The sequence below is a fragment of the Acidimicrobiia bacterium genome (genome assembly GCA_041676705.1).
In the GTDB taxonomy this organism is placed as follows: Bacteria; Actinomycetota; Acidimicrobiia; order Acidimicrobiales; family SKKL01; genus Actinomarinicola.
Map to the genome: position 1 here is coordinate 1 of JBAYRL010000025.1, position 7,497 is coordinate 7,497.

Consider the following 7,497-nt stretch of genomic DNA (forward strand, 5'->3'; position numbering starts at 1 on the left):
CCTAACAGCACCATCGTGCTTTCCAAGAAGCGCGCCGATCAGGAGCGCGCCTGGAACCTTCTGCAGACCATTCACGACGAAGGTAAGCCCGTGGAGGTCGAGATAGTCGAGAAGGTGCGGGGCGGCCTGGTGGCCAGCCTCGGCGTGCGCGCGTTCCTGCCAGCCAGCCAGGTCGACATTCGCCGCGTGAACGACCTTTCGCCTTACGTGGGTCGCCGCATGAAGGTCAAGATCATCGAGCTGAACCGGCGCCGTAACCGCGTAATCATCTCGCGCCGCGCCATACTCGAAGACGAAGTAGCGCACCTGAAGGAAGACACCCTCAAGCGCCTCGAGCCGGGTGCTCGCCTGGAAGGCGAAGTTGTCGAAATAACCGATTTCGGCGTCTTCGTGAACCTGGGCGGCGTCGACGGCTTGGTGCACCGCAGCGAGCTCACTCACGGCCGCTTCAGCCATCCGCGCGACGTGGTTAAGGTGGGCGACAAGGTCAAGGTCGAGGTTCTCGACATGGACCTCGAGCGCGAGCGCATTAACCTCAGCATGAAGAACCTCGCGGCTAACCCGTGGGAGAACGTGCTGGCGCACTACACCATCGGTCAGCGCATTACGGGCAACGTCACTAACCTCACTCCGTTCGGCGCGTTCGTCGAGATCGAGCCGGGCCTGGAGGGCCTCATCCACGTCAGTGAGATGAGCTGGACCAAGCGCATTCGCCACCCTAAGGAAGCTCTTACCGAGGGCGAAGGCGTTGAGGCCATGATCCTCAAGATCGACACGCAGCAGCAGCGCATTTCGCTGGGCCTGCGTCAGACCCAGCCCGACCCGTGGAGCAGCCTGCCGGACCGTTACCCGCCCGGCACTGAGGTCACTGGCCCCATTACGGGCATCACCGACTTCGGCGTGTTCATGGAGATCGAAGAGGGCATCGAGGGTCTGGTGCACATTTCCGAGCTCTCGCACGACCATATTGAAGAGATCACGGAGCACTTCAATAAGGGCGACGAAGTGACCGCCGTTATCCTGAACATCGACCCGGTGGAGCAGCGCGCCAGCCTTAGCCGTAAGCGCATGCTGCCGTTCACTCCGGAGAACGCCGCCGAGTTCGGTGGTAACGCTCCGGCTGGTGGCCAGCAGCGCGGGGGCTTCCCCGGCGCCGCGGGTGCCGGTGCGGGCGCTCGCCGCGGTCGCCGCGGCCGCCGCAGCGAGGGCATCGACTACGATTACAGCTACGTGGCTGCCGACGCTGGCAGCAAGAGCACCACCAAGCTGGGCGACGTGTACGCCGACCTGTTCGCGCAGTTCGGTCTGGGCGACACTAAGGCTGAGGATGAGGCCGCTGAGGCCGCACCTGTAGCGGAACAGGCTGTGGAGGCTCCTGAGGCCACCGTGGAGGCCGTTGCGGAGCCCGTGCAGGAAGCCGCCGCTGAAGTGGTGGAGGAAGTGAAGACCGAAGCTCCGAAGGCGGATGTGGCGCCGGTTGATCCGGAAAACGCTATTGACGCCGCGGAAGCCGCCGCTCTGCTTACCGCCGCCTTCCGCGAAGGCAAGCGCCCCGCTGGCGCTGCCGCTGAGGAAGCCTACGAATCCGTTGAAGTTGCCGAGGAAGCAGCCGAAGAAGAAGTCGCTGCGGATGCCGGTGACGATGAGGATGAGTTGGGGTAGGCACTAACTTCTGCTAGCGTGACGCGCTTTGTGGGCCCCGGTTGGGGCCCACATTCCATATTACTGGGGGATGGTTTCCCGTTCCCAGGACGCTCGAACTCGACGAATGCGAGCATTTATTACGGGCCGCCTATAGTCACCTGGCAGGATGCAGTTCTTCGCAGCCTCCCAAACTTCGAGGTCGTTATCTAGTTGGGTCCCGAGTTGAATCAGGAGGTCGGCATCACATGACTTAAGGACCGCCGAACGGATTGCCTCGTCTACGTGTTCTCGCCACTCTCCAATAAGTGGTGATTCGGATTCGGGTAACAACGGACCACCATAAATGTTCAGAGCTCTTTGGAGCTCGCCAATAGAAACCAACTCTACTAACCGAAGGAAGTCCGCCTGATAGGTTGCGTCAATTCTATAGGGGCTAGACCCAATAGGAACTAGTTCACGCAGCCGAGAAATGCTCGCCTTAAGCGTGGAGCGTGGAAACTGCTCGTCACCATACATGTAGGCATGAAGACGTTCACCTGAAAGACCATTGGAATAGATCGACAGAATGGCCAAGATCTCAGCTGAGCGCAGTCCGATAACCACGTCCTTCTTTTCAGTGCGAACCCGCTTAGCTCCCAGGAAATTGAGCTCGAACTCGTACTCTGACTCGGTCCAAAGTCGCCTTATGAGCTCAGTTGATGGGTGCTCCGCGCAGATTAGGCGCCAACCGGATTCCCCAAGTTCCCTTATCCCGCGACTTCCCAGCTTCAAGGCTTGAACTGCGCTTTTCCTCTTGCCTTGATTACTGCGAGCTATTGCGAGCCAGGCCGCGGCCTGTGCACGATGGACCTCCGCCGCTAGGTTCTCGATGGCACTTAGCAAATGCTGTTCCGCAACTGATGGCTCGGCCTCACTCAATGCAATTCCTAGAATTAAGTCTCCGAGTGCCTTTTCGTGCGGGGTAGAAGACCTACTAAGTGCGTAAGCTGTGTCTGCCGCACGACGCGCCGACTCCCAGTCTCCCCTGGCAATGTGAACAGCCACCAGACTAAGTGTGGTGAAACAGAACACATCAATTGGCGCAGCCTCGTGGATACCGCTATAGAGCGAGCGTGCTTCTTCCAATTCTCCCTTTAGTAAGGCTAAATCTCCCCAGGTCGAGGTGATGCCTTCATATCCTGGAACGCCAATGTACTCCCTGCTGTCGCCGATCCCTTGAAGCAGGTGCTCTGCAACTCGTTCCTCTCCCAGCAACAATCTTGCAAATGCGTTGGTTGCGGTAGCGGCCTTGTATCGAAGGCTCTCATGAATTCCCCGCCTTCCGTACTCAGCTAGCGCCCACTCTGCCCACTCGGCTCCGCTCCTATAATTCCCTTGCCGAATCTCCACCTCAGCAATATCTACACCGCACGCAACTACAAGGTGGTCGGCGCCTTCCCTCTCTGCCTGCCTCATTGCCTCGCGGAACAGTGCTATAGGTTCGGCTCTCTCCCCAGCCCAAGCTAGTGCAAACCCATGGGCGCGGAGAGTCGCGGGTGATCGGAGCATTTCAACTGCCCGAGAGGTTTCAGCCAGCATGCCAGACGTAGGCGAGACTACCGCCGTAGAAGCACGGACTTCCGGCGCCTCAGAGGACTGCATTACCGCTTCGACATGGCCCCCCAATTCATGGTGGCGATTGGTTGCCAGGGCCGCAGACACAAGCCAATAGGCAATCTTCTCATCCCGTTTGACATCGGGGGGCAGGGCGCCGAGCCGTGACAACAGGTATGAGTAAGACCCGTTATTGAAGTAGAAGTTTCCCGCATCATCGATAAACTCAGTCAATCGTTCACTTGCTCTGGCCGTGGCTAGGTCGAATGCATCAGCCCAGCGTTCTCGGTCAATTAGGGCGTCCAGTACACCGTCAACTGCAACGGCATCTCCCCAGGCCCAGTGTCCACTACGGAGCGCAATTCCTGCCGACTCCCCTAGTTCCTTCATTAGTCGTGACTTGAATCGGGCGAACTGCCCTCTAGACTCGGATAGTAGTTCTACTAGGCTAACGTCAGATACAGCACCCCTAGCTTCACTAACGGCTTCCTCGTCGCTCATTGTCAAGAAATCGCTTTCGACTACACGAAATCCCTGCAGGCTCGGAATCGTCGAATCTCGGTCAGCAACCACTATTAGGGTCGACTCTCTTGAAGTGGCCTCTACCAACTGTTCCAGTACAGACTCAGTTAGATGCGCCCATCCGACAACAACCATTATGGGGCCGAAAACATGCTGATACTCGCTTAGTGCCTGAAGCACCTGACGGACGGTAGCGCCTCCGCTAAAGAGCGTAGGTCCTAGTCCAGCTGCTACCGCTTCGGAAAGCAGACGACCAAGCACGGGCTCTTGATCTTCGTGATCAACCCAAAATGTGACTCTGGGAGAATCGAGACCATGTAGGCGGTGGACAGCATAGTCAATTCCTGATTCACGACTGCAGATTAGAACTGTCCGACTGGGTAGCCTTCTTAGCTCGCCTACAACTCGGTCACACCACGACTTCGCATACATGTCGACCCCCATCGAAACGCCGCCGTATTCTCTAATAGCGGCTATCGGTTGGAAGTGGGCCGCGGTCCCACCCTGCGGGGAGCGCTCGTTTGCCGCTTAAGAACTCGACTTTGGCGTGAGCTTCAGAATTGCATGTATCCAGTTCCCGATGTGGCCAAACTAGGCAAAAGCCTAGTAGTTGTCAAAACCTTTCACCACTTGTGGTAATGGGGCCCACTATCGGCAGTCCCAACTTGCACACCCCTAGACTGCACAAAAAGCTTCATATCTCCCTGAACATCTCTCGGTTAAGAGCGCATCTTCAAGGCTCGCCACCTGCGACAACCCGAAGCTCTCTCCTGCTCGGTAGCGGAGAATCACCAGCGCCTGGTCCACTCGAAGTGGCGGAGCAATTGAGTCATCTTCCACAAGTTCAATGAACGCTGACACGACCGCGTCTATCTTGTCGGGAACACCCGCCTCCACCTCGCAACCAAGTGATACTGATGCGGTGGCCTTTTCACTCTTCAGCCGGGAAACAAGTGAAGCCACCCGCTCCAACCGATCGGTGCACGAACTGGAAGTCGAATGTTGGTCTCCCAACATGACCGGACTGTCAGATGCCTCGGACCGGCTCGGCTCCTTTGACGGACCCGTTGGCAGGGAAAGCGCAATCCAAAGGGCGAGGAATACAAAGCCCAGGAGCAAAGTGACAATGAATGGGATCGCCCCAACTACCAGCGCCATTTTCGCGACTAGTACATTCAACCCACCAAGCAATATCGCGCAACCCAATAGAAGTAGAGTCTGCAGCGGCTTCGGAAAGATCGAACTAAACCCGCCATGCCCAACTCGCATGCTCGAAGCGAGGCCCGCACTTTCGCTGGAGTGCCCGTTCTCTAGCTCTAGTGTCTGAACACGTACCACTCTTTACTCACCTCGGAGAGATACTAGCGTGGCACCGTGTATCTAGCGTATATTTGCCGACCACGACGCAAGAAGCGCGGCCCACCGAATGGTGGGCCGCGCAACAAGCTACTACTTGTAACGAAAGTTACTTAGCGCTGCGAAGCAGTCATTCCCGCCGAGACAATCAACGGCATAGCAATGATAGCAGCGAAAACGATTGCGGCGAAAATGCGCTTACCAGTGTTCTTCATTTGTCCCATCCTTCCGAATTCACTCGCGTGTTGCGAGCATCCCTCTGTCAGAGCAATCCCAGACCCTGAAAGAGTAATTTCGGGTCTCCCAACCCGTGTTGCGCTTGCCCAGCGGGCAACTTCTTTATTACTGGGGAAAGTATGGGTGTGGACCTACAACCCCGCACTCCACCCAACCTCTTCCGAACCGTTGCGCTCCCACGCACCGAGCCTTCATGGTCTCCCAACCTTTTCGGCTGCACCAAATCTAGCAGCTTGCTACTGCAAAATCAAGCCTTTATCCACCTTCGAAAACTGGTCCAGATCGCATATTTGAGCTCTAGGACGTGCTTTCTGCGGATCCTTAGTGGTTGGACCCTTCGCACGCTTCCAACCACATATATGGCTTCCAATAGAGCTTTCACATGCGCCTGTGACATGGCTTATACGCTCAATCGGTCGGAATTGCGTTATCGTTGTGCCTGACGTGGCCGACGTTTGGGACTTGGTTCAAGGAACCTTTCCAGGAGTGCGCTTGGAAAGCCCGATACAGGGATGGGCATTCTTAGAGCGTTTTGAGGAGGGAATTGCCGCTTACCAAGGCTTGCAAAGCCCTTCTCCGAAGGATGACCGATGGGTTGGTGTCTGCTACTTTCAAATGCTCAGGGACATGGAAGCCCTCGAAGTATTATTCCGAGCGGCCAATCGGGGTGAAGCTGGAGCACACGTTTACCTTGCCCATGTGCTGCCATTTGTCGACCGGGGTGCAGATGCGTCTGAGGAGCTGCAAAAGGCAGACTTCGATGAGTTGACAGCATATGACAAGGCTCTATTCCACAGAGTACTTAGTATCAGAGAGGAAACGAACGGCAATCTACGTGAAGCGCTTCGAGCTGCGGAGGAGGCGTGGCGCCGCATTCAAGGTGTACCCGAGTACGCAGTACTAGCGCCGTCCATACTTGCGCAGCTCGCTGTTCTTCACGGTCGAATAGGTCGCTCTCAGCGGGCGCTCTGGTTTCTCGAGCGTGGCCTGGTATCCACAACTGGAGGCGAACTGCTGAAGATGCGGTTACGCCGCGCAACTGTATTGGTGAATCTAGGAAGATATCGGGAAGCACTTGTCGAGCTTGACGCCTTGGAGATGGTTGCCGACATGGAGCGCTATCAACCCGAACGCCATTGGCTACTTGGTCAGATTGCAATGGCAAATGGAAGTCTACCGATGGCAATTCAGCGTTTTACGCAGGCAGTTGAAGGGGCTATCCGGCTTCAGTTCAGTTACGAAGAACTAATAAGCCACCTGGCCCTTGTAGGTGCGTTTGGCGTGAGGGGAGAATTCCCTCGTGCCGTTGAGCACATTACCCGTGCCCAAGCACTGATTTCTGACAAGTCCGATCGCTTGCAGTTCCGCTTTCGTGAAGTTCTCCTCAACCTGTGGATGGAGCGCTATACAGAATCCCATACACTTCAAGAGCTTGAAGGGCTCGTTACCGCTTTCGGTGAAATGGGGCTTCTGCAAGAGCAAGCGTTAGTGAAACTTCACCGCGCGGACCTGTTAAGGCAACTAGGTGACGACACCTGGCAGCGCGAACTCGACGATCTTCAGGCACTCAGCATTTCCTTGCAGAACCCAGCGCTTTTGGCCCGCGAGTGGGCGTTGCTCGCTACTCCTGGACTTCGGGAAACCGCGTTCAAGACTCACCCTAGAATTGCAGGGGAAGCACCGGTAGTGCTTGAGGTTCATACGTTAGGTAACGAGAAACTTGCACTCGACGGAAAGCCGGTACACATACCCCTAAGACGTGGGGTAGAGGTCTTGACCTACTTCTTGGAGAATAAGGCTGTTTCGCTTCGGCGAATAATGTCCGATATCTTTCCCGATGAGAAGCCGTCCGCCGCTAAGTCGTACTTTCACCAGTTCCGACATCAACTTCGCGAGAACCTGGACGGCGTTGAGATTGAGTATGACTCCGAAGCAAAGCTCTACAGACTGAAAAGCGAGATCGACATAATCTGGGACGTCGGCGAGTTGCGTGCTGGACGGGTCATCGGCGAGACTGGCATTTTCTTGCCGAGCTCCGGCAATGAGTGGGCGAGCGTCTTGGACCGTGAACTCGATCTTGTCCGTTCTGTGGCAACCAACAAGTAGTCCATCCGGGTATCCCCACCCGCCTTTACACCCCCCACC

The 7,497-nt window shown here is 56.4% G+C and carries 4 protein-coding genes; 2 read left to right on the forward strand and 2 right to left on the reverse strand.

Annotated elements, in window-relative coordinates; translation table 11 throughout:
* On the forward strand, positions 1-1,662 hold a 1,662-nt coding region (locus WC184_13280; GenBank protein ID MFA7478840.1), incomplete at its 5' end, for a 30S ribosomal protein S1.
* Between the two features lie 60 nt (positions 1,663-1,722).
* On the opposite strand, the gene WC184_13285 is transcribed toward WC184_13280, so the two are convergent.
* Entirely contained in the window at positions 1,723-4,020 is a 2,298-nt protein-coding gene (locus WC184_13285) for a hypothetical protein (protein MFA7478841.1), read from the reverse strand.
* Between the two features lie 414 nt (positions 4,021-4,434).
* A complete protein-coding gene (locus WC184_13290; protein ID MFA7478842.1) occupies positions 4,435-5,097 on the reverse strand; it encodes a hypothetical protein in 663 nt (220 codons plus the stop codon).
* A 645-nt stretch (positions 5,098-5,742) separates the two neighbouring features.
* Here WC184_13290 and WC184_13295 point away from each other — a divergent pair.
* Positions 5,743-7,458 carry a hypothetical protein gene (locus WC184_13295; protein MFA7478843.1) on the forward strand — a complete coding sequence of 572 codons (1,716 nt, stop codon included), beginning with the start codon at positions 5,743-5,745 and terminating at the stop codon, positions 7,456-7,458.
* Positions 7,459-7,497: the final 39 nt, after the last annotated feature.